Here is a 24,698-nt window from a genome sequence, read left to right as displayed (position 1 = left end):
GACGACACTCGCAGCATGACAACAGTGCTCCGAGCCTCCGGCTCCGCTGAGTTCCTCAGCATCGTCCCGTCCCTCGCAGGCTTCACCCCCACGGAGAGCCTCGTCCTGCTGCCCTTCCACGGCTCCCGCACCTGCGGAGCGATGCGACTCGATCTCCCGAGAGACGACGTCGATCTGCGGGACTACGCGGATGCGGCGATCGGACTGGCGTCCCGGGTCGACAGGACGGATGCCGTCGCCGTGGTCGTGTACACCGATGACGAGGTGCACTCGACACGCGATGGACTCGTCCTGCCGTTCGCCGTCGAGGTCGACGAGGTGCTCGGGCGCGCCGAGGATGCAGGACTCCGCATCGTCGACGCACTCTGCGTCACGGCCGACGGCTGGTCGAGCTACCTCGACGGCGAGCCCGAGCTCCGCTCACTCGAGCGCGCTTCTCCCGACGTGCCGGGCGTCGGAGACGTGTCGGGCGACCAGCTGGCCGGTGCCCCACTTCCGAGCGTCGATCTCGCCGCGAAGGAACGCGTGGCGCGAGCACTGCGCGACATCACCGACCTCCTCGAGCGCAGCAGATCGGGCGATCTGTCGGGAGTCGAGAACCCGCAGGCGCTCGCGGCCCTCGTCCTTCTCGAGGACGTCCCTGCGTTCTTCGAGTCGGTGCTCGCCTCACCCGACGACCTCCCACCGTTCGCGACGGCCGCACTGCTCTGGTGCCTCGATCGTCCGCTCTTCCGCGATGTGGCGCTGACGCAGTGGGCCACCGATGCTCTGGGCGGCGCACGCACGCTCGAGGCGCAGCTCGCCTTCGCCGACACGAGGTCGACCGTGCCCGACGACCTCGGCGACGTGTTCCTGGGCCGGGGCGCGGCGCCCGACCCCGAGCGACTCCGGCGAGCCCTCACCCTGGTGCGCTCAGCTGCCGCCCGCGCACCACTCGAGTCACGGCTCGGCCCGCTCACTGCGGCCGCATGGCTGTCGTGGGCGCTCGGCCGATCGAGCCATGCGGCGCACTACCTCGACCTCGTGCGCGAGATCGACCCCGAGTACGGCCTCGCGGCCCTGCTCGAGACGATGATCGGCGCAGCGATGCTGCCGGAGTGGGCGTTCCGACGCGGCGCGTCGGCGGTTACTTGACCAGCGGGAACAGGATGGTCTCGCGGATGCCGAGCCCGGTGATCGCCATCAGCAGGCGGTCGATGCCCATGCCCATGCCACCGGACGGCGGCATGCCGTGCTCGAGAGCCCGGAGGAACTCCTCATCGACCGGCATCGCCTCAACGTCACCGCGGGCGGCGAGCTTCGCCTGCTCGACGAACCGCTCGCGCTGGATGACCGGGTCGACGAGCTCGGAGTATCCGGTCGCCAGCTCGAAGCCTCGTATGTACAGGTCCCACTTCTCGACCACGCCGGCGATCGACCGGTGCTCGCGCACGAGGGGCGACGTATCGACGGGGAAGTCCATCACGAAGGTGGGGCGCACGAGGTCGCCCTTCACGAAGTGCTCCCACAGCTCTTCGACGAGCTTGCCGTGCGTCGCCTGGGCCGGCAGATCCACACCGTTGGCCTCGGCGAAGGCGATGAGGTCCTCGACCGGGTCGCGCGGGGTGATCGTGCGGCCGGACGCCGCCGACAGCGATTCGTACATCGAGATGCGGTCCCACTCGCCGCCGAGGTCGTACTCGGTGCCGTCGGCCCAGGTCACGGTGGTCGAACCCGACACCGCGACCGCCGCCTGCTGCACGAGCTCCTGCGTGAGCGCGGCCATCTGGTTGTAGTCGCCGTAGGCCTGGTAGGCCTCGAGCATCGCGAACTCGGGGCTGTGGGTCGAGTCGGCGCCCTCATTGCGGAAGTTGCGGTTGATCTCGTAGACCCGCTCGATGCCACCGACCACCGCACGCTTCAGGTAGAGCTCCGGAGCGATGCGCAGGTACAGCTCGGTGTCGAACGCGTTGGAGTGCGTCACGAACGGACGCGCCGACGCTCCTCCGTGCTGCACCTGCAGCATCGGCGTCTCGACCTCGAGGTAGTCATGGCTGCCGAACGTCGCGCGCAGGCTGGCGTTGACCGCGGCACGGGCACGGACGGTGGTGCGCGCCTGCTCACGGACGATGAGGTCGAGGTAGCGGCTGCGGACGCGGCCCTCCTCGCTGAGCTCCGAGTAGGCGTTCGGGAGAGGCAGGATCGCCTTCGAGGCGATCGTCCATCCGTCGGCCATGATCGACAGCTCGCCACGACGGCTGGAGATGACCTCGCCGTGCACGAACACGTGATCGCCCAGGTCGACATACTCCTTCCAGTCGGCGAGCGACTCCTCGCCGACGTTGGCGAGCGAGATCATCGCCTGGATACGCGATCCGTCTCCCGCCTGCAGCGTGGCGAAGCAGAGCTTGCCCGTGTTGCGGCTGAACACGACACGGCCGGCAACGCCGACGACGACGCCGGTCTCGGCGCCTGCCTCGAGATCGTCGTACTCGGCGCGCAGAGCGGGGATCTGGTGCGTCACCGGAACGCTGACCGGAAAGGCCCCGCCCGCGGCATCCGCCCGATTCGCGACCAGGCGCTCGCGCTTGGCGAGACGCACGGCCTTCTGCTCGTGGACGTCTTCTTCGGTGGCGGCGGTGGCCGTCTCGGGCGCGGCAGACGCGTCAGTCATTCGGGGGCTCCTTGAAAGTCGTGTCCAGTTTACCGAGGTCGCGTCCCTCACCCCGCGGTCGAGTCTGGGTAGCCTCGATGCATGGCAGCCATCAGCCTCGCCCCCGCTCTCGTCACGGTCGGTCTTGCCGCCACGGCACTGCTGGCGCCGGCCGCCTCCGCGACTGCGGCGAGCGCCAACACCAGCGCCGACGCAGACGTCGATGACTTCTCCTATGCCTCATGGGACGCACGGTTCGACGTGAGCCTCGACGACGAGGGCCGCTCGCGCATGCACGTGACCGAGTCGCTGACGGCGAGATTCCCGGATTCCGACCAGAACAAGGGCATCGTGCGCGGGCTGCCTACGAGCTACGAGAACGCCTGGCTCGAGCTCCAGGTGCTCTCGGTGACCGATGAGACCGGCGCGGACGTGCCCTACGAGACCGATGAGGACGACGGGCTGCTCTACGTCCTCACGGGCGACGACGACTACGTGCAGGGGCTCACGACCTACGTGATCGAGTACGAGATGCGCGACGTCGTCCTGGCGGCTGACACGGGCGTCGACGAGTTCTACTGGGACCTCCTCCCCCTCGACAGCACCCAGCTCATCGAGGAGTTCCGCGCCGAGGTGGTGTTCGACGACGAGATGACCGAGCGCATGACCGGAGACGTGCGCTGTTACGTCGGCTTTGCGGGCTCGACGAGCGAATGCCCCCTCACCCGGTCATCGGGCGGCTCGGAGTTCCACGTCGAGGCGAACGAGCTGTCCCCGGGCGAAGGCGTGACCCTCGCAGTCGGCTTCGAATCAGGCACTACCGAACAGCCGGCGGCTCGTCGACCCGATCCCGTGACCGACACCGTGCCCGCGATCGCCGCGCTCGGCGGACTCGGCCTCTCGGTCGGCGGCTGGTTCGCCGTGTCGTCGTTCAAGCGGTCCCGCCGCACCTCCAGCGGCGTCATCGTGGCCCAGTACGACGTTCCGGACTCGATGCCACCGCTGCTCGCCGCAGCGATCGTGCCCGGGGCGAAGGATGCGATCCCCGCCGAGATCGTCCACCTCGCCGTGCGCGGCACCTTGCGCATCGAGGAAAGCTCCGAAACCGAGGAGCCGCGGCTCCGTCGCCTCCCCGGAGGCCGTCTCCCCGACCAGCTCGACGTCGAGGCGCTCGATGCCCTGTTCACAGATGCCGACGCCGATGGCGTCGCCGAGCTCCCGAGCTCGAGCGAGGACTTCGCCGCACGCATGACAGCCCTGGCGAAGACCGGCGCCGACGCGTCGATGTCGCGGGGTCTGGTGACGAAGGCGCGCAGCCGGGGCGCGATGATCCTGCAGTGGTGTGCGATCGCCGTCGCGGTCGTCGGCTTCGGTCTCGGCCTGTGGGGCATCATCGCCGGCAGGGTCACGGCGTTGCCCGCATTCATCGCCATCGCATTCGGTCTGTTCCTCGTGCTTCTCTCCTCGCTCTACAGCTTCTCGAAGCACACGGTCCTGACCGCCGAAGGCGCCCGAGAATACGAGTACCTCATGGGAGTGAAGGAGTTCATCCGGGTGGCCGAGGCCGACCGGCTGCAGATGCTCCAGTCGTACTCGGGCGCCGAACGTCGCCAGGACGGCAGCGCGAGCGTGATCGTCGTCTACGAGCGCCTCCTCCCCTACGCGATGCTGTTCGGCATGGAGGACGAATGGGGCCAGGTGCTCGAGAGCGCCTACACCGCGGAACAACGCGGGGCGGCGTGGATCGGCGATCCCGGCTCACCCTTCGTGCGTGGGCAGCTGGTCGCATTCGCCGCCTCGTCGAACGCGGCCGCGAGCTACTCGGCCCCGAGCGCGAGCAGCTCGTCGAGCTCCGGCGGGTCCTTTGGCGGAGGCTTCTCGGGCGGAGGCGGAGGAGGCGGCTTCTCGGGCGGCCGCTGACCTCGGAGATCCTCCGACCTCGGGAGGCCGCTGGCCTCAGATCAGGGGCGAGGGACCGGACGCGTCCCGCAGCGCCCGCTCGACGGTCGACTGCACCAGCGCCGACAGATACCCGCCGGGGTTCTCGATGCCGATCTCGCCGAGACGCGTGGTCGACTGCACGATGATCGACCGCGAGAACTCGGTCGCCGCCTGGATCACATCCGCGTACGCCGCGCGATCGGCTTCGGCGATGACCACGGGCTCGCACCCGATCTCCACCGCCAGCGCCTGGGCGATGGGGAGCACCGCCGCCGGCGCCGTGACTGCGGCATAGCTCGCCTGCAGCTGGCGCAGGTCGATCGTCGTGCCCGTGAACGTGATGGCCGGGTGCACGGCGAGCGGGATCGCACCGCTCTCGGCCGCCGGTCGAAGCACGTCGATGCCGTACCCGGGGTCGGTGTGCAGGACGAGCTGTCCGAGCTGCCACCCGCCCACCTCGGCGATGCCCGCGATCAGAGCCGGCAGCTGGTCGTGGGGAACGGCGATGACGACGAGTTCGCTGCGCCGTACGACCTCGAGCGCGTCGAGGATGGGCACGTCGGGCAGCACAGCGGACGCCCGATCGTCGTCCGATCCGCTCGTGATTCCCGTGATGGCGTGACCGGCACCGGCGAGCGCCGCACCGATGACCGGCCCGACGCGCCCAGCGCCGATGATGCCGACTCCGAGGCGCCCGTCGCGGCGCGACGGATCACTCACCGTTCGGGGCCGGGGGCACGGGCGGAGCGGCAGGCGGCGCAGGACGAGTCACCGGCGGAGCGGGCGGCGCGGCATGCGGAGCCGCAGGCGCCGTACCCGGGCCCACGTACGGCGGAGGCGGAGTCACCGGCGGAGCAGGAGGGGAGACGGGAGAGGCAGGAGGCGCGACCGGAGGTACCGGCGGCGCACCAGGGCCCACGTACGGCGGAGGCGGGGTCACCGTCGAGGGTGCACCTACGGGCGGCATCGGAGGAGTACCGAGAACACCGGGGTCGGCCTCGGCGCCCGCTCCCGGATACCCGCCGGGCACCTGCGCGCCCTCGGCATCCGTCACATACTCGCCCCACCGATGCGTGTGATCCCGCGCCGCAGCGGCTACCGCGGCCGAGCTCACACCGTCGAGGAGGAAGAGCGCATCATCCCGCTCGAGCCCCGACAGATAGCCGGTGATGAGGCCCTGCACCGAGTGCACCTGCGCCCCCGAGACACGCTGAGCGCGGTCGATCGGCCCCTGGGAGAGCGAGACGCCCTGCAGTCGGGCGAGTGGGAAGACGGCCAATTTGCGCCAGACGGTTCCCCTCCGCAGCAGCAGGCCGAACTCGGTGAGCACGTAGCCATGCCGCTTCCACGACAGCGGCCTCCGCCACCATGCCCGACGAGCCATCGTGCGGTACGGGTCGCCCTCGACCGGGCCGAGGATGCCGTGCTCCCAGACGAGCGGGATGTCGGCGACCGGTGCATCAGGCAGGATCAGCGCGAGCACGCGTTCGACGTCGGCGCGCTTGCCGACCGGCAGCACGACGTTGAACTGCTGCGCCGAGCCTGAGGACTGCTGTGCCGCGCTCTTGCCGCTCATGCGGTTGATCTTGATGGTCCACCAGCCGAACGGACGCCACAGCAGCGACTGCGTGACCTCCACGGCGAAGATGCGCCCCGGGGGCAGCGTCTCGGTGACGGTCGTCAGCAGACCGTATGTGATCCGCACACCGTCAGGCGTCGGCGCGATCGAGTACCGCAGGGACTTCGAGATCTGCGCCCAGGTGATGCCGACGACGGCGATGACCATCGGGATACCGATGCCGAGGGTGATGCCGAGGCCGAGGAAGCCTCCGATCGGGTCGCCGTCGATCAGTGAACCGATCGCGACGCCGCCGACCGCGACGCCGAAGATCACGCCGAAGAAGACGACCCACAGCACGCTCGAGATCAGCTGCGACCCGATCAGGCGTCCGGCGGGGATCTTGACCACGCTCTCGGGTTCGACATCGGCGAGGTCGACGCCGCCGATCAGGCCGTTGACGCCGTCGTTCACGGATCCGACGAGCTGCGCCCTGGCCGATCCAGGCACACCGGGAACGGCTGCGGCAGGATTCGCCGGACGTACGCCGGATGCCGCATCCGCTGCCGTCTGCCGGGCGGCGCGAGCCCCGGAGGCGAGACGCAGGATGTCGGCGCGCACCGATTCGGCACGAGGCGTGGCGAGGTACTCGAGCTCGACGTTCGAGTCGGTGCCGGCACCCACCACCTCGAGCTTCGCGAGTCCGATGATGCGCGCGGGGAACGGGCGCGTGAGGTTGACTCCCTGCACCCGATCGAGCGGCGCGCGCCGGTGCGAGCGGAAGACGATTCCCTTGCGCACCTCGACGTGGTCGCCCGTGATGCGGAACTGCTGGAAGCGCCAGACGAACCAGAAGATACCCACCAGCACGACGACCAGCGCCAGCACGCCGAGCAGCACCACGAGGATCAGGTTGTTGGCCAGCACCCAGTCGACGGGGTCGCCGCCCGTGTAGTCGTATTGCACCTCTTCCGGAGCGAAGAGGTCGACGAACCACGCGATGAGACGGTCACGCAGGTTCGCGATCGCGATACCGGCGATGATGATGAGCGCCAGCCCGCCCTTGAACAGCGGGGTGAGCGGGTGCATCCGATGCCACTCGCCGTCGGCGAGGGTGGTCGACTCAGCCCGCGGCTCGGCGTTCACCGCCGCCGGCGGCGGTGGGAACTGCTGCTCGCTCACAGGCCCGTCCGGCGGGTCTCGGCCACTTCGATGAGCGTGTCGCGCAGGGCCTCGGACGCGGCCTGGGTCAGCCCGGGGATCTGCACACCGGTGGTCGCGGCGGCCGTGACCATCTTGAGCTGCGTGACGCCGAAGGCGCGGTCGAGCGGCCCCTGTGTGATGTCGACGAGCTGCATACGCCCGTAGGGCACCGCGATCATGCGCTGCCAGAGGATGCCCTTGCGGAAGACGATGTCGTCGGCGCGGAGCATGTAGCCGATGGCCTTCGCCTGCCGCGGCAGGATGATGAGCGTGATGAGCGTGATCAGCACGACGACACCCGCGGGGATCCACACCCACGTCTGGTCCAGCATCAGCGCGAGAACCAGCGCCGCGGCCAGCACGAACGCCACGAAGATCAGGTTCTGCAGGATCTGCGACACGACGTATCTCGGCGAGATCTGGTGCCAGCTGCCGTCGAGCTCCAGCCTCGCCTCACTGCGCGCGGTGCGCAGCTGGGAGTAGGTGCCCTGGTCGAGAGCCGCGAGGTCAGTGACCTCCGCCGAGTTCAGCGGGGCCGGGATCCCCGGCTCGATCTCTGGGTTCTGAGTCATCAGGATCCTTCGGAAGTATGCAGAACTGTTCGGCGATGAGCGCGGCGACCACGAGCACGATCGCGCTTCCGATCAGTGCCAGCATCGCCACAGTCGACCCTACCGGGGGATCGACTGGCCTCGACAGGAGGAACACCAAGAGTCCTGCTCCGACCCCCGCCATGATCGCACCCACCAGGCTGGATGCCCGGGCGAGGGTCACGGCACGCGTCGCGCGGAACGGGTCGATGCGGATGCCCTGGCGCACGCTCGAACGCACCGGCCAAGCCACGCCGAGCGACGCGGCGGCGATGAGCAGAAGCAGCACGGGCAGCAGAAGCGACGGAGTGAACGTGGTGCGCCCCATGGCGGTGAGCATGTGGTCGAGCACGTACCCCGCGGCCCCTGCGAGGAGTGCGAGGACGACGAGCAGCCCGACAGAGGTGCGCTTCATCACTGCTCCGAGGCGCGCAGACGAGTGACGAGGTCAGCGACCCTGCCGCGGCCCGGCAGCTCGGCATCGGCATCGAGCTCGAGCCAGGGCTCGAGCACGAACAGCCGCTCGAAGGCCCGCGGATGCGGCAGCTGCAGGCGCTCGTCGTCGGAGGACTCGTCGCCGTAGGCGATCAGATCCAGGTCGAGTGTCCGGTCGCCCCAGCGCTCGTGGCGTTCCCGGCCGTGCTCGTCTTCGATCGCGTGCAGCATCCCGAGGAGGATCGACGGCGCGAGTCGCGTGGTCACGAAAGCCACGGCGTTGACGTATCCGGGAGCCTCGGGGTCGGGGCCGTCGAGACGCAGCGCGACCGTCTCGATGAGCGGGGACAGACGGACGTCGCTGACGAGGGGCAACCGCGCGATGCGCTCGGCCGCCGCGCGGATCGTGCTCTGCCGGTCGCCGAGATTCGCCCCGAAGGCGACGACCGCCACCGCTTCGTCCCTGCCGGGGCGCGGACCGGGGATGCTCGGCGGGTTCGCCAGGTTTCGGCTCATCGCGACACCTCCACTGCCGAGTGCTTCTGCACGCGGTGCACCGTCACGGCGACGTCGCCGAAGGTCAGCGCGATCGGGGCGTGCGGCTTGTGCACCGTGACCGTGACGGCGTGCACGCGAGGATTGGCCAGCGCGACATCGGCGATGCGCTCAGCCAGCGTCTCGATGAGGTTGACGGGTTCTCCGCCGACCACGGCGGCCACCTTCTCAGCGAGCTCGCCGTAGTGCACGGTGTCGGCGACGTCGTCGGATGCCGCGGCCTCACCCAGCGGCATCATCAGGCGCAGATCGATCGTGAACTCCTGACCGTTCTCGCGCTCGTGGTCGTAGACGCCGTGTCGGCCGAACACGGTGAGTCCGGTCAGAACGATCTCATCGATGAAATCCATGGTCCTACTTCCCATCCCAGGCGTGTGTGATGGCGAGCGCGTCGCGTGTGGCTTCGACGTCGTGCACCCGCACGGCCCACACTCCCGCTCGCGCGGCGAGGGCGCTGGTGACCGCGGTCGCAAGATCGCGTCGCGCCTCCGAGACCTTCGTGGGGTCGACGCCGATGGTCTCGGCGAGGAACCTCTTGCGCGACGTGCCGATGAGCACCCGCGGCCCGAGGGCGACGATCTCGTCGAGTCCGCGCAGGACGCCCCAGTTCTGGCCGCCCTTCTTCGAGAATCCGATGCCCGGATCGAGGATCAGCCGAGACGGCGCGATGCCCGATGCCGCGGCTTCGCCCATGCGCTCCTGCAGCTCCCCGGCCACCTCGCGAGCGGTACGACGGTAGATGGCGTTCGCGTACATGTCGTCAGGGGCATCGCGCCAGTGCCCGATCGCGTAGTCGGCGCCGGATTCGGCGACCGCCGCGAGCATGTCGGGGTCGGCCAGACCGCCCGACACGTCGTTGACTATCCGCGCGCCCGCTCGCACCGCGGCAGCGGCGGTCGAGGCGTTGAGGGTGTCGATGCTGACCGGTGCGCCCTCGGCGACCAGCCGCTCGATCACGGGGAGCACGCGCCGCTGCTCCTCCTCAGCCCCCACGCGTTCGGCGCCTGGCCGTGTCGACTCGCCGCCGATGTCGAGCACCGTGGCACCGTCGGCCCGCAGCTGCAGGCCGTGGGCGACCGCGCGGTCGACATCGAAGTACCGCCCTCCGTCGCTGAACGAGTCGGGGGTGATGTTGACGATGCCCCAGATGCCGGTCATGAGTGCGCCGACCCGGCCGATGCGCCGATCAGCGCGATGAGCTCGGCCCGAGCGACCGCATCCGTGTACTCGCCGCGCGCGGCGATCGTGAGGGTGGATGCCTCGGGCTGGCGCCCACCGCGCATCGTGACGCAGCCATGGCTCGCGTCGAGCACGACGAGGACTCCGCGGGTGTCGAGATGCTCGGCGATCGTGTCGGCGATCTGCTCGCCGAGACGCTCCTGCACCTGGGGGCGGGCCGCGAGAGTCTCGACCACCCGCACCAGCGCGCCGAGACCGACGACCTGCTCGCCCGGAAGATAGGCGATGTGCGCCCGCCCGGCGAACGGCAGCAGGTGGTGTTCGCACACCGACCGGAACCGGATGTCGCGCAACAGCACAGCGCCGGAAGGCAGGGTGTCGGGTGCAGGACCGCGCGCGACGCTGATCGTGTGCGCGAGGGGTGCCGCGGCGTCCTCGCCGACACCGGCGAAGAACTCCGCGTACAGCTCGCCCATGCGCGAGGGAGTCTGCTTCAGACCGGGGCGATCCGGGTCCTCCCCGATCGCCTCGAGCAGTTCTCGTGTCAGTCGCTCGACACGTGCACGGTCGACGGACACGGGTCAGGCCGTCGCGGGTCGTGCCTGACCGGCGTTCGCGGATCCCTGCTGCGTGCGCGTGGCCGCCGTCGGAGCCTCGACCGATGCGGCGAGCGAGACGTCCTTCTTCGGGACCTCGATCGGAGGACGCTCCGACACGGGGCGGTCCTCGCTCGAGAGCCACAGCGGACGCTCGGGGAGCTTCTTCACCTCGGTGAAGATCTCGGCGATCTGGTTGTGATCGAGGGTCTCCTCCTCGAGCAGGGCCAGGGCGAGCCTGTCGAGGATGTCGCGGTTGGCGCTGATGACCTCGTAGGCCTCGTTGTGGGCCTGCTCGATGAGCGCGCGCACCTCGGCATCCACCCGCTCGGCGACCTTCTCGGAGTACTCGCGTCCACGCCCCATGTCGCGTGCGACGAACATGTCGCCGCCCTCGGAGCCGAGCTTGACCGGCCCGACCTGCGTGGTCATGCCGTATTCGATGACCATCTTGCGGGCGATCGAGGTCGCCTTCTCGATGTCGTTCGATGCGCCGGTGGTCGGGTCGTGGAAGATGATCTCCTCAGCCACACGGCCACCCATGGCGTACGTGAGCTGGTCCTGCAGCTCGTTGCGCGTGACGGAGTACTTGTCGTCGAGCGGCAGCACCATCGTGTAGCCGAGAGCCTTGCCTCGGGGCAGGATCGTGATCTTCGTGACGGGGTCGGTGTAGTTCATCGCCGCAGCTGCGAGAGCGTGGCCGCCCTCGTGGTACGCGGTGATGAGCTTCTCCTTGTCCTTCATCACGCGGGTGCGACGCTGGGGACCGGCGATCACGCGGTCGATGGCCTCGTCGAGAGCGCGGTTGTCGACCAGCTGCGCGTTCGAGCGAGCGGTCAGCAGGGCGGCCTCGTTGAGCACGTTCGCGAGATCGGCTCCGGTGAAGCCCGGAGTCTTGCGGGCGACGACCTCGAGGTCGACGCTCTTCGACAGCGGCTTGCCCTTGCTGTGCACCTCGAGGATCTTCTGGCGGCCGCGCAGGTCGGGGGCGTCGACGCCGATCTGGCGGTCGAAACGACCGGGACGGAGCAGCGCGGGGTCGAGGATGTCGGGGCGGTTCGTCGCCGCGATCACGATGACGTTCGCGTTCGGGTCGAAGCCGTCCATCTCGACGAGCATCTGGTTGAGCGTCTGCTCGCGCTCGTCGTTTCCGCCGCCCATGCCGGCACCACGGTGGCGACCGACGGCGTCGATCTCATCGATGAAGATGATCGCGGGAGAGTTCTCCTTGGCCACGTTGAACAGGTCGCGCACTCGGGATGCACCGACGCCGACGAACATCTCGACGAAGTCCGAACCCGAGATCGAGTAAAACGGTGCTCCGGCTTCGCCGGCGACGGCGCGGGCGAGCAGCGTCTTTCCGGTTCCGGGAGGGCCGTACAGCAGCACGCCCTTCGGGATGCGGGCGCCGATGGCCTGGAACTTGGCCGGATCCTGCAGGAACTCCTTGATCTCGTGGAGCTCCTCGATCGCCTCGTCGGCACCGGCGACGTCGGCGAAGGTGACCGTCGGGGTCTCCTTGTTGACGAGCTTGGCCTTGGACTTGCCGAACTGCATGACCTTGCCGCCGCCGCCCTGCATGGACGACAGCAGCCACCAGAACAGCAGGCCGAGCAGCACGAGGGGAAGAAGAAGGGAGAGGATGCCGTCGAACCAGGTCGCACGCGGAACGGCGTCGTTGAAGCCGTCCTTCGGGTCGGCGTCGTTGATCGCCTTGACGACCTCGTCGGCACGGGCGTCGACGTAGTAGAACTGCACGTTCTCGGAACCCTCGAACGCCTTCGACAGCGTCATGTCGACCCGCTGGTCGCCGTCGGTGTTGACGACCTCGGTGACGGACTCGCCGGCGAGCAGCTTCAGACCCTCCTGGGTCGTGATCTGCTTGGGCGCGCCGAGGTTCGAGATCAGAAGGAAGCCGCCGAACAGCAGCAGGCCGATCAGGGCGACGTAGATCAGCGGGTTCCGCGTGAGCTTCTTGACATCCATGGTCGGATCAGCGTATCGCGCGCGCCCTAGGTGGCCGCTGTGCGTTCACCCACGGCGTATCGGTGCGCGCCCGGTCGTTGAGCGAGGAGCCTGCGACGAGACGAAACGCGCTCAGCTGTACACGTGCGGTGCCAGCACGGCGACGTCGCGGAGGTTGCGGTAGCGCTCGTCGTAGTCGAGGCCGTAGCCCACGACGAAATCCGTGGGGATGTCGAAGCCGACGTACTTGCAGTCGATGACGACCTTCGCCGCCTCCGGCTTGCGCAACAGCGCGAGCACCTCGATCGACACGGCACCGCGCGACTCGAAGTTCTCGAGCAGCCAGCTGAGGGTGAGGCCGGAGTCGATGATGTCCTCGACGATCAGCACGTGCTTGCCGTTCAGATCGGTGTCGAGGTCCTTGCGGATCTGCACGACGCCGCTCGACTTCGTGCTCGCTCCGTAGCTCGAGACGGCCATCCAGTCCATCGGTGCGTGGAAGGGCAGCGCGCGAGCGAAATCGGCCATGACCATGACCGCCCCCTTGAGGACGCCGACGAGGACGAGCTCTTTGCCCTCGTAGTCGGCCGCGACCTGAGTCGCGAGCTCGTCGAGCTTTGCGATGATCTCCTCCTCGGTCACGAGGATCTGAGCAAGGTCGTCCTGGATTTCCGCGGCGCGCATGGATCGATGTTACGTCGTCGGACCGCCTCGCCAGAAACCGGTCGGCGCCGCTGCACGCGGCCACCGGACCGACGGGTCAGTCGCAGGCGAGAGAGCCCGAGACCGTGGCGGCATCGTCGACGATGCCCAGGATGTCGAGGTCGGCGCCCTGTTCGACGACCGAGCCCTCGAAGCCGTCGAAGGCGACCGAGTCGTCGTCGGAGTCCGTGGTGCCGCTTCCCACGAACCAGCGATCGTCTTCGAGGTGGATCGCGACAGTGGCCTGATCGCCGAGGATCGAGACCGTCACGGCAGCGCGACCATCGACATCACCGCCGCCGGTGAACGACCGGAGTTCCTGCGTCTCCGAGCACTGGATGCCGTCGACGTCGAGGTCGTCCTCCGTCGGCGCATCGCCGTCGGCGTACGTGATCGTCAACGTCTGTGTCTGTGCCTGTGTCTGCGGAGCCGTGTCGCCCACCGGTGCACACGCCGTCATCGCGGCGAGGAGCATGATGCCGACGGCGCCGCCGCCCGACGCCGCGGGAGAGATCCGTATCGTGGCCGCGGCCCGAACGTCCGACCGCCCGACGAATGATCGCGATGAGTGTCTCGGCATCCTCTGCTCCCCCCTGGATCGCCCTCGAGGGCGCACGTCAGGATACTGCGCGCAGTGGGCTGATCCCCACTACTCTGGGCGGTGACACGGGCTGATGCCCCAGACGGAAGGAATCTCCATGGCTCTCGACGACATCCTCACGCAGGTCCCGATCGACGACATCGCCGCGAAGCTCGGAGTCTCCCCCGAGGTCGCCAAGTCGGCTGTCGAGCAGGGCGGCGCCGTGCTGCTGGGCGGCCTGGCGAAGAACGCCTCGACCGCAGAGGGCTCCTCCGCGATCGAGAACGCGCTCAAGCGCCACGAGGGCAAGGCCGGCGCCTCGAAGGTCGACGACATCGACCAGGCGGACGGCGGCAAGATCGTCTCGCACATCCTCGGCGCCGACGAGAAGAAGGTCACGCAGAAGCTCACCGAGTCGAAGGAGACCGCAGGCATCGACTTCGGCAAGCTGCTCCCGATCCTCGCCCCGATCGTGATGGGCCTGATCGCCAACGCGACCAAGGGCAAGTCCTCGAAGTCCGAGACCGCAGAGGCGCAGTCCGGCGGCGGCGGAATCGGCGATGTGATCGGCGGCCTGCTCGGCGGAGGCAATTCCTCGGGCGGCGGCAAGATCGGCGACCTGCTGGGCGGCCTGCTCGGCGGAGGCAACTCCTCGGGCGGCGGCGGAATCGGCGACCTGCTGGGCGGCCTGCTCGGCGGCGGCAAGAAGTAGTACCCGGCGGAGCGGTCGACGCGCGCCGCGTCGGTCGCTCCGCGCCCTCACTCGTTGAACGAGGCCCCGGGTCGTTGAGCCAGGCCCCGGTCGTTGAGCGAGCGAAGCGAGACGGAACGGATGCTCCGACTCAGCGCGCGGTGAAGACGATCCGTCCGCCGAGCCTGGCCGCGGAGCACGCGGGCAGATCGATGGGGCCCTGACCCGACCAGTCCGTCGCGAGACGCGCGACCTCGAGGGTCTGCAGCCTCGTCAGGCTCACGCCGAACTCGCTGTCGACGACGAGGCGGATGATCCGGTTGCGGAGAGCGGCCGGGTTGGCGGCGAGAGCGGCGACGCTCACCGAGATCCCCGCCTCCGCATGCTCGACGATGTCCTCGATGGTCTCGTGGATCATCTCGTCGAACGCCTCCGCATCCTCGCGAAGCTGTTCGGCGGTGCGGGCGAGAGCCTCGGCGATGCCCGGGCCCAGCTCTGACTCGAGAACCGGCAGGACCCGCTCGCGCACGCGCACCCGCGCGAAGCGGTCCTCGGAGTTGTGGGGGTCGTCCCAGACCTCGAGATCGGATGCCGCGCAGAATGCGCGCGTCGTCTCGCGCCGCACCCCGAGCAGCGGGCGCACCCACCGCACTCCGTCGTCGTCCTCGCGCACAGGCGCCATGCCCTGCAGGCTCGCGGCACCCGATCCACGGGCGAGTCCGAGCAGCACGGTCTCGGCCTGGTCGTCGAGCGTGTGTCCGAGGAGCACGGCGGACGCACCGGCATCCGCTGCCGCGGCCTTCAGCACGCGGTATCGGGCATCGCGTGCCGCTGCCTCGGGACCGCCTTCCTCGCCGACCTCCACGCGGACGATGCGAGCGTCGATCCCGAGAGACGTCGCCGTCTGCGCGGCGCGGGCGGCGACGGCATCCGAGTCACCCTGAAGACCGTGGTCGACCGTGAGGCTTCCCACCCGCAGTCCGAGCTTGGGCGCCTCGAACGCGGTCGCCGCGGCGAGGGCGAGCGAATCGGCGCCTCCGGAGAGCGCGACGATCACAGTCGACCCCTCGGGCAGATCGGCGAGCGCGGTGCGCACGGCGAGGCGGATCTCGGCGATGGCGGGTGAGAGCGAGGGCACAGGTCCACGGTAGATCACGACGAGGTTCACGGTAGATCACGACGAGGGATCGCCGTGCGGCGGTCGCGCCGCGCGCACATGTGGCCCTAACCTGACGCCGTGGCAGAACACCCTGACGACATGAGAGAACACCCTGACGCCGTGGCAGAACACACAGTGCGGTTCCGGACCGAGCGGTTCAAGGCGTTCGTCGATGCGGTGGTGGCGATCGCGATGACGCTGCTCATCCTGCCGCTCATGGAGTCGGTGTCGGATGCCGCGTCGAACAGGCTGAGCACCGCGGAGTTCTTCGACGAACACTCCGGCCAATTACTGAGCTTCGGGCTCAGCTTCGTCCTCATCGCGACGTTCTGGATGGGACATCACCGCCAGTACCGCGACGTGGAGTGGATCACGAGTCCGCTGCTCTGGATCAACATCGCGTGGATGGCCACCATCGTCTGGCTGCCCGTGCCCACCGCGATGATCGGCCAGATGGACACCGACCTGCTGCAGCCGGTGGTCTACATCGGCACCCTGATCCTCACGCAGGTCACGACGCTCGCCGGATGGCTCTATCTGCTTCGCCACCCCGACTTCACCACGACACCGGTCGAGACGCTGCGGGCGGGAGTCATCGGCGATCTGGCCGCCATCATCCTCTTTCTCATCGCCCTGGCGATCGCGGTCTTCGTCCAGCCCTACGGGTATGCGGGGCTCCTCGTCCTGCTGCTGAGCGGCGTGGTGACGAAGCTGCTGGACCGCTTCGCACAGCGCCGCCACGCAGCGGGCTGACCGTCTCACTGCAGACGCGTCCGAGGCGTTCCGCCGCCCGCGGGTAGGCTAGTGCGCGGCATCCAACCGTCTTTTCTGAGGAGCACACGCATGGGCGCACACGACGCCGTCATCGAGATCCCGCGCGGCAGCCGCGTGAAGTACGAGGTCGACCACGAGACCGGACGAGTGCACCTCGACCGCGTGCTCTACACGACCTTCGGTTACCCGGCCGACTACGGCTACTTCGACAACACCCTCGGCGAGGACGGCGACCCGCTCGACGTGCTCGTGCTCCTCGACCACGCCATCTACCCGGGCGTCGTCGTCGAGGTGCGCCCCGTCGCCGTGCTCAAGATGAGCGACGAGGCCGGCGGAGACGACAAGCTCGTCGCCGTGCTCTCGAAGGACCCCCGCTGGGCGCACATCCAGGACATCGGCGACATCGCCGAGTACACCAAGAAGGAGATCGCGCACTTCTTCGAGCACTACAAGGACCTCGAACCCAACAAGTGGGTCAAGGTCGACGAGTGGGGCGACGCCGCTGAGGCACAGCGCATCCTCGACGAGGCGATCGTCCGCGCGGCCGAGCAGGGTCACTGATCCCAGGCTTCACGACGAAGACCCCCGGTTCCGCGCAGCGGTCGGGGGTCTTGTTCGTTGCAGACGCGATTCTCAGACCGAGATGCCCCGGTCGGCGAGGAAGGTGATCGGGTTCGTGTACGCCCCGTTGAGGTAGACCTCGAAGTGCAGGTGGCACCCGACGGATGCTCCGGTGTTGCCCGCATAGGCGATGACCTGGCCGGAGCTCACCCGCGCGCCGTTGCGGACGGCGAATCCGCCGTCACGGATGTGCGCGTAGCCCGACGAGACGCCGCCGCCGTGCTGGATGCGGATGTAGTTGCCGTAGTTCCCTCGCGGGCCGGCGTAGTCGACGGTCCCCGAGTTCGCCGCGTAGATCGCCGCTCCGCAGCCGTTGGCGAGGTCGACCCCATAGTGGTAACCGGAGCAGGCCGCACAGGGCTTGGGCCGCGAGCCGTATCCCGCGCTGCGGTGGCCGCCGTGCGGGCGAACCCACCCACCGGTTCCCGGTGATCCTCCGGTGCCGCCACCGCCGCCGCCACCGCCGTTGTTCCCGGCTGCAGCTGCTGCAGCCTCGGCCGCCTCGCGCTGCCTGCGCTGCTCCTCGGCGATGCGCACGCCCTCCTGGTAACCCGCGACGGTCGTGGCCGTCGCATCCTTGAGGGCTGCGAGCTGAGCCTGCATCGTCGAGAGGTTCGCCGTCTGCTCGTCGAGGGCGACCTGAGCGGCATCCGCTGCGGCCTGCGCCTCGATCATCTTCTGCTCGGCGATCTGCTGCAGACGGTCGCGCTCGGTGCGGGCGACGACGGCCTGGTCGGTCAGCGATTGCGCGGAGTTGCGTGCAGCGACCGCGTTGTCATGGACCGTCTGGTTGTACTGGTAGACCTTGTCCATCGAGCCGAGGCGCGAGAGCAGCTCGTCGGCGTTGTCGGCGGAGCCGGCGAAGAACAGTTCGAGGGCGGTGTCGTCGCCGCCGTTGCGGTACAGCTGGGCGGCGAGCTGGGCGGCCTTCTTGGTCGCGTCGTCGGCGACGACAGCCTGCGCGTCGGCCTGAGCCTGCAGCTCCTCGGCGACGGCGATCGCGTCGAAGTACGCCAGCTGAGCCGTGTTGTACTCCTCACCGGCGAGCTGCGCCTTCGCCTGAGCGTCGGCGACCCGCTGCGTGAGCGACTGGATGAGCCCCTCGATGCGGGTGACTTCGGCGGCCTTGGAGGACTGGTTCGCCATCGCACGCTGCACGTCGTCCCAACTGGGGTACGTCGCCGCGTATGCGGCGGTCACCCCGGAGGAGACACCGAAGGCGCTGAGCGCGACGACGCTGAGAGCGCCCATCGTGAGCGCACTACGACGAGTGACCGAGCCGTTCTTCCAGAACGCTCGGCTTTCTGCAGGTGTGGGCGCGCAGCCGCAATCGTCGGATGCCGCCGAGGCAGCATCCTTCGAGGAGTGCTTGTCGTTCACACGGCCCCTTCCGCCGGTTTCACAAATGCCACACTAACAACATCTTTCACATCCGCACCAGGGGCGGACAGCGTCGGAGGGCACAGTGATACGACCCCATCGTCCTCCCGAACACGCCCGGGCGACAGCAGGCTCGCCCTCGATTCGCGTTTTGCTCAGATCTTCCCTTATGCTTGAGCGTCGGCAAGGAAGTCCTCCGGGACAGACTTCGGCCCCATCGTTTAGCGGCCTAGGACGCCGCCCTTTCACGGCGGTAGCACGGGTTCGAATCCCGTTGGGGTCACTCCTTCCGGTACAATTGAAAACAAGTATGGCCCTGTAGCGCAGTTGGTTAGCGTGCCGCCCTGTCACGGCGGAGGTCGCGGGTTCAAGTCCCGTCAGGGTCGCTCTAAGCGACGGGCCCTTTTCTTCGAGAAGGGCCTTTCGTCTAGATGCGGCAGGTTCAGCCGGTCGCATGGCTCTGTAGCTCAGTTGGTAGAGCGCACGACTGAAAATCGTGAGGTCACGGGATCGACGCCCGTCGGAGCCACAGGGTGATCATTACAGTCACCTTAGGAACCCTCGCCTAGCTTCTACATGGCGGGGGTTTCCGCTTTTTCCAGGACGAGGCGAGCTCGCTGCTCTAACGTTGAGCGCATGCATGCTCGACACAACCCCCGAGGTGGGGCAGCGTCTGCCCCGCTCCTCCTCGGCCTCCCTGTGGGCGCGCTCGTCGGCCTCGGCATCGGGGCACTGAATGACCAGCCGGGACTCGGTGCAGCGATAGGCACCCCGTCCGGCCTGATGATCGGACTGATCATCACCATCTTCTGGGAGCAACTGCGAAAGCGCGACCGTCGGAGCGAGTGACCTCGTGCGCTGCTCAGCGAGAAGCCTTGAAGCGAGGCGTCTCCGCTCATGGACGCCCGCCCCCTGGGCATCCCACTCCGCCTGATACCGTCGAGGGCATGTTCATCGCCGGTATCGTCGCCGCCGTGATCGGCATCGTGCTGTTCCATGTGGCGCTCGGCAGGACTCTGCGAGCGAATGCCGGGGTACGCATCCCCTTCGGCGGGCGACCACGTGAGATCCCGCCCGGCTCGATCGAGATGCGCGCGATCGCCGCGGGACTCATCGTGCTCGGCGCCGTGTTCGCCAGCACCGAAGGGTGGCACTGGACGTTGATGGTCGTCGCAGCCGGCCCCGTCGCGGCGATGATCGTGCTGAGCCTCCACAACCGTCGCGTCAGCCGCGAGGCACGCTCCGCCGACGCCTGACGTTGCTCCCTTTACTTGGGAGAGCGCTATGAAAAACACGCTTCCTTTGTTAAGCGTCGTAATATATCGATATGGGACCTGAACTTCCCGTTGCGCCTGGGGCGCAGCGGAACCTGGGGCCGGACGAGCTCTTCCGCCGCCTCGCCACATCGATCGCCGACGGCACGTATGCGCCCGGGGCGAAGTTGAGCGACAAGGCGATCGCCGACGACCTCGGCGTCACGCGCACACCGGTGCGCGAGGCCGTGCAGCGCCTTGCTCGTGCGGGACTGATGGAGGTGCACGCCAACCGCTACTCGATGGTCACCGACATCACGGACGAGCGGTCGCGCATCACCCGCGAGTTCGCCGCATCTCAGGGCGGCGAGATCATCCGCGAGGCAGCGCTCGCGCTGTCGGAGAAGGACCTCGTCATCGCCTGCGAGCTGATCCACGAGGCGATCGAATCGGTCGAGTCCGGCGAAGGCTGGATCGAGGCGCACGTCGAGCTGTTCGAGTTCCTCACCGACCGCGCTCTCAACGACCTCTACCGTCTGATGCTGAGCGACTTCTGGTACCTGGTCTTCCGCGACCTCTACCTCGGCGAGCCCCGGGTGAACACGAGAGACTCCCTCGAAGAGCTCGAGTCGGCGATGCGCGCGCGCAGTGCGAATGCCGGCGTGAAGGCCGTGCAGAGGATGCTCCGCTTCAAGTAGCCGATCGACTCGAGGGAGTTGGTCCCGGCCCTCCCTCGCCCGAACGGGGAGGACCGGAGCAGCCGATTGAGAAGGTCCGCAAGCGTACCCACCCCCATGTGGGCGCTCAAGACCGAGAGAACTCGAGGGCACCGTCTGGTTCGACCGACGGAGAGCGGCAGAATGCGGCTCGTCGTGATCCCAGCGTATGGCGACGGGTCTCCTGACGCTCGTCGAGGCCGGACCGTTGACGCGGAGACGCTCGACCTGCTAGGCCCTCCGAGTCCGCGCGCTCAGCTCGTGGCGAGGACGTGAGCCCGGCCTCGATACGCTCGAACCATGCTCGAGACTCTCACCGGATTCGCCGTCGTGGGAGTCGCGATCACCCTCGGTTACGTGCTCGGACGGATCGACCTGCTCGGACCGCACGCCCGGCACGTGCTGGGCCGCCTCATCTTCTTCGTGCTCTCCCCTTTCCTGCTCTTCACGGTGCTCGCCCACGCCGACGCGAAGATGCTGTTCTCGGCACTCCTGCCGGTCTCGGCGATCGCCGCCGTGTCGATCATCGCGGTCTACACCCTCGTCGCACGCCTGTGGTGGAAGCGCCCCGTCGGCGAGACGCTGATCGGCGCCCTCTCCGCCGGCCAGGTCAACTCGAACAACATCGGCATCCCCCTGTCGCTCTACCTGTTGGGCAGCGCCGCCTACCCCGCACCCGTCGTGCTCATGCAGCTGCTGGTGTTCACACCCATCTCGCTCACCATCCTCGATGCGGTCACCAGCGACAGGGTCTCGCTGCGCAAGACGCTCGTGCGCACGGCGACGAACCCGATCATCATCGCCTCGCTGCTCGGGACCCTCGTGTCGGTGCTCGGCCTCACGGTTCCGCCGATCGTCATGGAGCCCGCGCAGCTCATCGCCGACGCAGCGGTGCCGGTGCTGCTCATCAGCTACGGCATCTCCCTGCACGGTCAGCGGGTGCTCGGCGCTCCGGGCCACCGCCGGGACATCATCCTCGCGACAGTGCTCAAGCTCATCGCGATGCCTCTGATCGCGTGGGTCGTCGCGGAGTTCGTGTTCGGACTGTCATCGACCGAGGTACTGATCGTGGTCATCCTCGCTTCCCTGCCGACCGCGCAGAACGTCTTCAACTACTCGCAGCGGTACGACATCGGCGAGACGATCTCCCGCGACACTGTGTTCCTCACGACGCTCGGATGCCTCCCGGTGCTGATCCTCATCATGCTCCTGCTGGGCTGAGCCTCTCGGCATCCGCAGACCGCCGAGCGTCGGTCAGCACCAGCGGGAGATCCCGCATCACGACCACGCTGTCGAAGACCGCGGATCCCTCGGGAAGCGCGTCGAAGAACGATGACCGGACGTGATGCAGCTGCGCGCCCTCGATCTTCCATTCCTCCGTCGACAGCGCCACCGGCTCGACGGTGCGCGCGTCATGGCCCAGCGACCATCCGATGCGACCCGCTCGGTAGAAGTCCGATGCCTCGTCGACAGAGGCGAAGACCCCGCTCGTCCACTCGCCGCCCACCTCGACGTCGGCGTCGAGACTGTGCGCCCCCGCCTGCATCGAGAGTGCGTAGCGGTCGCCCGACTCCCGAATGCGGAACCGCGCCCTGCGATGGACTCCGGGAAACATCCGGCCGCCGAACAGCACCGGATGCCACGCCGAGCTGTGCCGCTCGAAGATGAAGACGCCCTGCTCGACGCCCTCCGGGCCATCCCACTCGACGGCGATCCGATGCGCGGCATTCTCGGAGCGGAGGCCCCATCGGCGATCGGCCCAGCTCGGCCGGATCGATTCCAGCCCCAGGACGCACACTCCGGCGAGGGCAGATCCGCCGACGATCTGCGGACGGAAGCCGTCGGGCAGGAGCGTCGCGGCGACCGCCGGGTCGACGCGGTAGCTGATGAGGAGTCGCCTGCGGAGCTGTGCTCGGACATCGCGGATGATCGACATGTTCCGAATCTAGCACTGTAGCTAAATTACTCCAAGGGTTCGCCCGCGGCACCCGCCCCGTAGGTTGGACGCGTGGACAACCCACTCTTCTTCATCGTGCTGATCGTCGCCGTCATCGTGCTGGCGATCTTCCTGCCGCGATGGGTCCGGCGGTCGAGCCGGTCAGCCGGAGAGCGCGCGGAGCAGCGCGTCACAGCATCCCGACTCGAAGAGATCCTCGGTGAGCTCGGCTCCACGGTGGTGCTTCACGCGCCAGAACCCGTCGCACGCGAGATCGTCGACAGCGTCGTACTGCAGCAGCCGCGCAAGTTCGCGGTGCTCGCGGACGGCGGCTACGGCATCCGATTCGTCGAACCGGACGACTCCCTCGTCCGCCTCGTCGAGGACGAGGACGGCACTCGCGTGCAGGTCGAACGGTTCCGGGAGTACCTGGGGAAGCCGCAGACCACCGAGTTCTGGGCGGATCTGCGCTCCCGAGTCGCCTCTGCGGCGAGCGCTCGCGGCGTCGCGACCGCCGCAGGGCCCGCACTGCGCCATCGTCGCGACGACGCCACCGGTGTCTGGTCCCTCGAGTAGACCGTTCTCCGACCGGGTGCATCTCACAGCCGCCGCAACTAGGCTGTGGTATTGCCGATGACGCCCCGACCAGCCCCCTGCAGCCGGACAGCGACGGCATCACTTCTCATCACAGTTCTCAGTCCCTGTGACCTGCGCCGGAAAGGCTGACCCATGAGTGCATCACCCGACAACGACCGCACCCCCGACTTCTTCGACAAGCTGATCGAAGAGAACCCTCGCGAGCAGCAGCGCGAGCAGTCCGGCTTCACTGCCTCGTTCCGCGGCTACGACAAGGCGGAGGTCGACTCGGCTCTCAGCACGCTGCGCAACCAGCTGCAGCAGGCCAAGGCCGATCTCGCCGCGACGGAGGCCCGTCATGAGGATGCCGTCGAGGCCCTCCGCGACGAGGAGCGCATCGCTCGCGAAGAGCTCGAGGCCGAGCTGCTCGCCGCCAAGGCGAAGGCAGCCGAGACCGAGGCACAGGTCGCCACCCTCACCAATGAACTCGTCGACACTCCTCGGGCCGATGGCCAGGAAGCACCGTCGCGCGAGCAGTTCGAGGCCATCCTCCGTGTCGCCGAGGAGCAGGCGAACGTGCTCATCCAGAACGCCGCGGTGCAGGCCGACCGCCTGATGGCAGCCGCTCGCGAAGAGGTCACGACGCAGCGTGCCGAGGCCGACGCCGACGTCACGCGGATCATCGCGCAGGCGCAGCACGACGCCGATCAGGTGCGACTCAAGATCGACACCGAGTACACCGCGCACGAGGCCACGCTCGAGCGGGAGGCTGCGCACGCGGCCGAGAAGGTGCACCAGGCGACGCAGGAGGCCACGGCCATCCGCACCGAGGCCGAGAAGGGCGCGGCGGCGCTGCGGTCCCTCGTCACTCGGGAGACCACACAGCTGCGTGCAGACGCCGAGCGCGAGGTGCGCGAGATGAACGCCCGCGTGCTCGAGTTCGAAGAGACCCTCACCCGCCGCCAGGACGACGCACAGCAGGAGTTCCTGGTGCTGCACAACCAGGCCGTCGCCCACGCCGAGCGCATCACCACCGATGCCAACGAGCAGGTAGCCGCATCGCTCGATCACGCGCAGCGCATCTCGGGCAAGGCCGACGACTACGAGCGCCTGATGCGCTCGCAGGCGCAGACCATCGAAGCGGATGCCCAGGTGCGGGCGCGCGACACCCTCGACCGCGCCCGCGTGAAGTCGCAGAAGATCGTCGACTCCGTCACGAGCCACACCTCCACGGTGCTGCGCGACGCCGAGGACCAGGCCAGGCAGCTTCGCTGGCAGCAGCAGCAGCTCGCCAGCTTCATGGCCGAGGTGCGCGAGCTGATCCGCCCCGACGGCATCTTCAGCAATGAAGCACCGGCCGTCGGAACCGTCGCGACCGCAGCGGATGCCGCGGCGGACGACGACGTCGACACCGTCGAGGCCCTCGACGCCGAGCTGATCGACGACACCGAGGCCGACGACACGGATGCGGCTGACGAGCCTGCCTCGGAGTTCCGCGGCGACGAGGCGCTGGACGACGAGCTGCTCGACGACGACGCCGAGACCATCGACGGCAAGATCACGATCGAGGTCGTCGAGACCGACGAGAAGGCATCGCGCTGAGCATCCTCTCCTGACTGACAAGCGGGGGGGGGGGGGGGGGGGGGGGGGGGGGGG

General features: G+C 68.4%; 26 protein-coding genes and 3 tRNA genes. 14 read left to right on the top strand and 15 right to left on the bottom strand.

Going from position 1 to position 24,698, the window contains the following annotated elements; genetic code table 11:
• Positions 1-15 precede the first annotated feature (15 nt).
• A complete protein-coding gene (locus RQG77_RS11090) occupies positions 16-1,134 on the top strand; it encodes a DUF4192 family protein (RefSeq protein ID WP_311244761.1) in 1,119 nt (372 codons plus the stop codon).
• Here the strand turns inward: RQG77_RS11090 and lysS are convergent.
• Complete coding sequence (gene lysS / locus RQG77_RS11085) at positions 1,127-2,653, bottom strand: lysine--tRNA ligase (RefSeq protein ID WP_311244760.1); 1,527 nt, start codon at positions 2,651-2,653, stop codon at positions 1,127-1,129. The genes RQG77_RS11090 and lysS overlap by 8 nt on opposite strands.
• A gap of 81 nt (positions 2,654-2,734) precedes the next feature.
• Between lysS and RQG77_RS11080 the strand changes: the two genes are divergently transcribed.
• The gene (locus tag RQG77_RS11080) at positions 2,735-4,552 is read left to right on the top strand and encodes a DUF2207 domain-containing protein (RefSeq protein ID WP_311244759.1); all 1,818 of its coding nucleotides are present in this window, start codon (positions 2,735-2,737) and stop codon (positions 4,550-4,552) included.
• 36 nt (positions 4,553-4,588) lie between these two features.
• Here the strand turns inward: RQG77_RS11080 and RQG77_RS11075 are convergent, their stop codons facing one another.
• The 11 genes from RQG77_RS11075 to RQG77_RS11025 all read right to left on the bottom strand — a co-directional run bounded on the left by RQG77_RS11075 (position 4,589) and on the right by RQG77_RS11025 (position 13,756).
• On the bottom strand, positions 4,589-5,293 hold the full coding sequence (locus tag RQG77_RS11075; protein ID WP_311244758.1) for a DUF2520 domain-containing protein: 705 nt from the start codon (positions 5,291-5,293) through the stop codon (positions 4,589-4,591).
• Positions 5,286-7,313 carry a PH domain-containing protein gene (locus RQG77_RS11070; RefSeq protein WP_311244757.1) on the bottom strand — a complete coding sequence of 676 codons (2,028 nt, stop codon included), beginning with the start codon at positions 7,311-7,313 and terminating at the stop codon, positions 5,286-5,288. The genes RQG77_RS11075 and RQG77_RS11070 overlap by 8 nt, the downstream gene beginning before the upstream one ends.
• Positions 7,310-7,906 carry a PH domain-containing protein gene (locus RQG77_RS11065; protein WP_311244756.1) on the bottom strand — a complete coding sequence of 199 codons (597 nt, stop codon included), beginning with the start codon at positions 7,904-7,906 and terminating at the stop codon, positions 7,310-7,312. The genes RQG77_RS11070 and RQG77_RS11065 overlap by 4 nt, the downstream gene beginning before the upstream one ends.
• Positions 7,842-8,339: a DUF3180 domain-containing protein gene (locus RQG77_RS11060; RefSeq protein ID WP_311244755.1), complete on the bottom strand. Its 498-nt coding sequence runs from the start codon at positions 8,337-8,339 to the stop codon at positions 7,842-7,844. The genes RQG77_RS11065 and RQG77_RS11060 overlap by 65 nt, the downstream gene beginning before the upstream one ends.
• Positions 8,339-8,875, bottom strand: coding sequence for a 2-amino-4-hydroxy-6-hydroxymethyldihydropteridine diphosphokinase (folK, locus tag RQG77_RS11055; RefSeq protein WP_311244754.1), 537 nt, complete (start codon positions 8,873-8,875; stop codon positions 8,339-8,341). Before folK ends, RQG77_RS11060 begins: the two co-directional genes overlap by 1 nt.
• Positions 8,872-9,264, bottom strand: a complete 393-nt coding sequence (gene folB / locus RQG77_RS11050) for a dihydroneopterin aldolase (RefSeq protein WP_311244753.1) — start codon at positions 9,262-9,264, stop codon at positions 8,872-8,874. The genes folK and folB overlap by 4 nt, the downstream gene beginning before the upstream one ends.
• A 4-nt stretch (positions 9,265-9,268) precedes the next feature.
• Positions 9,269-10,072, bottom strand: a complete 804-nt coding sequence (gene folP, locus RQG77_RS11045; RefSeq protein ID WP_311244752.1) for a dihydropteroate synthase — start codon at positions 10,070-10,072, stop codon at positions 9,269-9,271.
• Positions 10,069-10,671 carry a GTP cyclohydrolase I gene (folE, locus tag RQG77_RS11040; RefSeq protein ID WP_311244751.1) on the bottom strand — a complete coding sequence of 201 codons (603 nt, stop codon included), beginning with the start codon at positions 10,669-10,671 and terminating at the stop codon, positions 10,069-10,071. The genes folP and folE overlap by 4 nt, the downstream gene beginning before the upstream one ends.
• 3 nt (positions 10,672-10,674) lie before the next feature.
• Positions 10,675-12,675 (bottom strand): ATP-dependent zinc metalloprotease FtsH, encoded by a 2,001-nt coding sequence (gene ftsH / locus RQG77_RS11035; protein WP_311244750.1) that lies wholly within the window; start codon positions 12,673-12,675, stop codon positions 10,675-10,677.
• 111 nt (positions 12,676-12,786) lie between these two features.
• Positions 12,787-13,338 (bottom strand): hypoxanthine phosphoribosyltransferase, encoded by a 552-nt coding sequence (gene hpt, locus RQG77_RS11030; protein WP_311244749.1) that lies wholly within the window; start codon positions 13,336-13,338, stop codon positions 12,787-12,789.
• A 76-nt stretch (positions 13,339-13,414) separates the two neighbouring features.
• Positions 13,415-13,756, bottom strand: coding sequence for a hypothetical protein (locus tag RQG77_RS11025; protein WP_311244748.1), 342 nt, complete (start codon positions 13,754-13,756; stop codon positions 13,415-13,417).
• Between the two features lie 298 nt (positions 13,757-14,054).
• Between RQG77_RS11025 and RQG77_RS11020 the strand changes: the two genes are divergently transcribed.
• Positions 14,055-14,648, top strand: coding sequence for a DUF937 domain-containing protein (locus RQG77_RS11020; RefSeq protein WP_311244747.1), 594 nt, complete (start codon positions 14,055-14,057; stop codon positions 14,646-14,648).
• 130 nt (positions 14,649-14,778) lie between these two features.
• Here RQG77_RS11020 and tilS read toward each other — a convergent pair whose 3' ends face one another.
• On the bottom strand, positions 14,779-15,765 hold the full coding sequence (tilS, locus tag RQG77_RS11015; protein ID WP_311244746.1) for a tRNA lysidine(34) synthetase TilS: 987 nt from the start codon (positions 15,763-15,765) through the stop codon (positions 14,779-14,781).
• 141 nt (positions 15,766-15,906) lie between these two features.
• Between tilS and RQG77_RS11010 the strand changes: the two genes are divergently transcribed.
• Together RQG77_RS11010 and RQG77_RS11005 are read left to right on the top strand one after the other, a co-directional pair.
• Positions 15,907-16,539, top strand: a complete 633-nt coding sequence (locus RQG77_RS11010) for a TMEM175 family protein (RefSeq protein WP_311244745.1) — start codon at positions 15,907-15,909, stop codon at positions 16,537-16,539.
• Positions 16,540-16,629: 90 nt separating this feature from the next.
• Positions 16,630-17,121 carry an inorganic diphosphatase gene (locus RQG77_RS11005; RefSeq protein ID WP_056309911.1) on the top strand — a complete coding sequence of 164 codons (492 nt, stop codon included), beginning with the start codon at positions 16,630-16,632 and terminating at the stop codon, positions 17,119-17,121.
• A 72-nt stretch (positions 17,122-17,193) separates the two neighbouring features.
• Here RQG77_RS11005 and RQG77_RS11000 read toward each other — a convergent pair whose 3' ends face one another.
• The gene (locus tag RQG77_RS11000; RefSeq protein ID WP_311244744.1) at positions 17,194-18,561 is read right to left on the bottom strand and encodes a M23 family metallopeptidase; all 1,368 of its coding nucleotides are present in this window, start codon (positions 18,559-18,561) and stop codon (positions 17,194-17,196) included.
• 210 nt (positions 18,562-18,771) lie between these two features.
• On the opposite strand from RQG77_RS11000, the gene RQG77_RS10995 reads away from it, so the two are divergent.
• From RQG77_RS10995 to RQG77_RS10965, 7 genes are all read left to right on the top strand, one after another.
• Positions 18,772-18,844: transfer RNA gene (locus RQG77_RS10995), tRNA-Glu, on the top strand.
• 29 nt (positions 18,845-18,873) lie between these two features.
• Positions 18,874-18,947: transfer RNA gene (locus RQG77_RS10990), tRNA-Asp, on the top strand.
• A 70-nt stretch (positions 18,948-19,017) separates the two neighbouring features.
• A tRNA-Phe gene (locus tag RQG77_RS10985) sits at positions 19,018-19,090 on the top strand.
• A gap of 107 nt (positions 19,091-19,197) precedes the next feature.
• Positions 19,198-19,410 (top strand): hypothetical protein, encoded by a 213-nt coding sequence (locus RQG77_RS10980; protein WP_311244743.1) that lies wholly within the window; start codon positions 19,198-19,200, stop codon positions 19,408-19,410.
• 98 nt (positions 19,411-19,508) lie between these two features.
• Positions 19,509-19,817, top strand: a complete 309-nt coding sequence (locus RQG77_RS10975; protein ID WP_311244742.1) for a hypothetical protein — start codon at positions 19,509-19,511, stop codon at positions 19,815-19,817.
• 71 nt (positions 19,818-19,888) lie between these two features.
• Positions 19,889-20,512 (top strand): GntR family transcriptional regulator, encoded by a 624-nt coding sequence (locus RQG77_RS10970; RefSeq protein ID WP_311244741.1) that lies wholly within the window; start codon positions 19,889-19,891, stop codon positions 20,510-20,512.
• Between the two features lie 318 nt (positions 20,513-20,830).
• Entirely contained in the window at positions 20,831-21,751 is a 921-nt protein-coding gene (locus RQG77_RS10965; protein ID WP_311244740.1) for an AEC family transporter, read from the top strand.
• Here RQG77_RS10965 and RQG77_RS10960 read toward each other — a convergent pair.
• A complete protein-coding gene (locus tag RQG77_RS10960; protein ID WP_311244739.1) occupies positions 21,732-22,466 on the bottom strand; it encodes a DUF2071 domain-containing protein in 735 nt (244 codons plus the stop codon). The two genes, RQG77_RS10965 and RQG77_RS10960, sit on opposite strands and share 20 nt — an antisense overlap.
• Positions 22,467-22,538: 72 nt before the next feature.
• Between RQG77_RS10960 and RQG77_RS10955 the strand changes: the two genes are divergently transcribed.
• Positions 22,539-23,042: a hypothetical protein gene (locus RQG77_RS10955; protein WP_311244738.1), complete on the top strand. Its 504-nt coding sequence runs from the start codon at positions 22,539-22,541 to the stop codon at positions 23,040-23,042.
• A gap of 153 nt (positions 23,043-23,195) precedes the next feature.
• On the top strand, positions 23,196-24,644 hold the full coding sequence (locus RQG77_RS10950; protein ID WP_311244737.1) for a cell division initiation protein: 1,449 nt from the start codon (positions 23,196-23,198) through the stop codon (positions 24,642-24,644).
• Positions 24,645-24,698: the final 54 nt, after the last annotated feature.

Origin of the sequence: Microbacterium sp. WCS2018Hpa-23 (genome assembly GCF_031843845.1) — a bacterium.
Lineage (GTDB): Bacteria > Actinomycetota > Actinomycetes > Actinomycetales > Microbacteriaceae > Microbacterium.
This window is presented reverse-complemented; position numbering and strand designations above follow the sequence as displayed.